This window comes from Vibrio sp. 03_296 (assembly GCF_002265885.1).
The window spans coordinates 1-909 of the sequence record NZ_NPKW01000324.1; the positions used below are offsets into that span (position 1 = coordinate 1).

The following is a 909-nucleotide window of genomic DNA, read 5'->3' on the forward strand; positions in this document are numbered from 1 at the left end:
CTGAACAGCAGATTTTGCCATCTGCTAAGATAATTCTTCAGTCCTCTTTTTCATACGCATCATATTGTCGCGTGTGATTTCAACTTGTTGATCGTTATATGAAGTGGTTTTCAAGTAGGTAAACCACATCATCCCAAGTGCGATGGTTAGAACGGGTACGATTGACAAAATATACAATCTTTTTCTTATGGTTAAATTCATAGCAACTTTCCTTGCGTCACAGCAGCATTGTTAAACTGAATAGCGTAGTCAGTGTTCTGTAATAATGCTTTAAGCTTAGCCAATCCTTCGCCAAGGTAATGTAGAAATTGGTAGGTTTATGAAATAAAAATGATGAGATTGTTATTATTTTGTTTCTCATCATTTTTCGAGGCTATGAATTGTGCATCCGATTGATTATGGTGGGTTCGGTTTACTCAGGCGCACTAGTGAGATAGCGATGCCAGTTGTCACTGAGGGTTTGATAGTTCGCTTGGCAAAACTCAGTGCGCTCTTGGCGGTACTCTTTTTCTATTTCATCAAGTAGGTTGGGATGCCGCTCAGGATTGCTGCCATAGACCAAACAGAGCGTGGCAAAGTAGCGCTGCAAATCAAAGCTGTGTTCATCAATATAGTTCATCCAAATCGTCAGCTACTCCGGTTTGTCTTCTGACTCAAAAAGCAAACATGTCAGCTGCGCTGATGGCAATCTCATCGCCATTTTCGACGTAATCGATCAGCAATAAAGTGGCAAAATTGTCCACGGCATCTTCTTCTTTCCCCAAAATGGCGATGTTTTGATCGGCAATGTAGGCGTGGCCAGCTTCATGAAGGAGAGTATGAAGCATGGTGTTGATCGCACCGCTTTCTGCGCTTTTTTCACCGTTTTTTTGATACTCGTTTTTACGGAAATAATCGAGTGACTCGGTG

The 909-nt window shown here is 41.7% G+C and carries 1 pseudogene; it reads right to left on the bottom strand.

From position 1 onward, the window contains the following. Positions 1-412: 412 nt before the first annotated feature. Positions 413-909, bottom strand: a pseudogene (locus CIK04_RS24370) (DUF4344 domain-containing metallopeptidase); the annotation flags it as partial.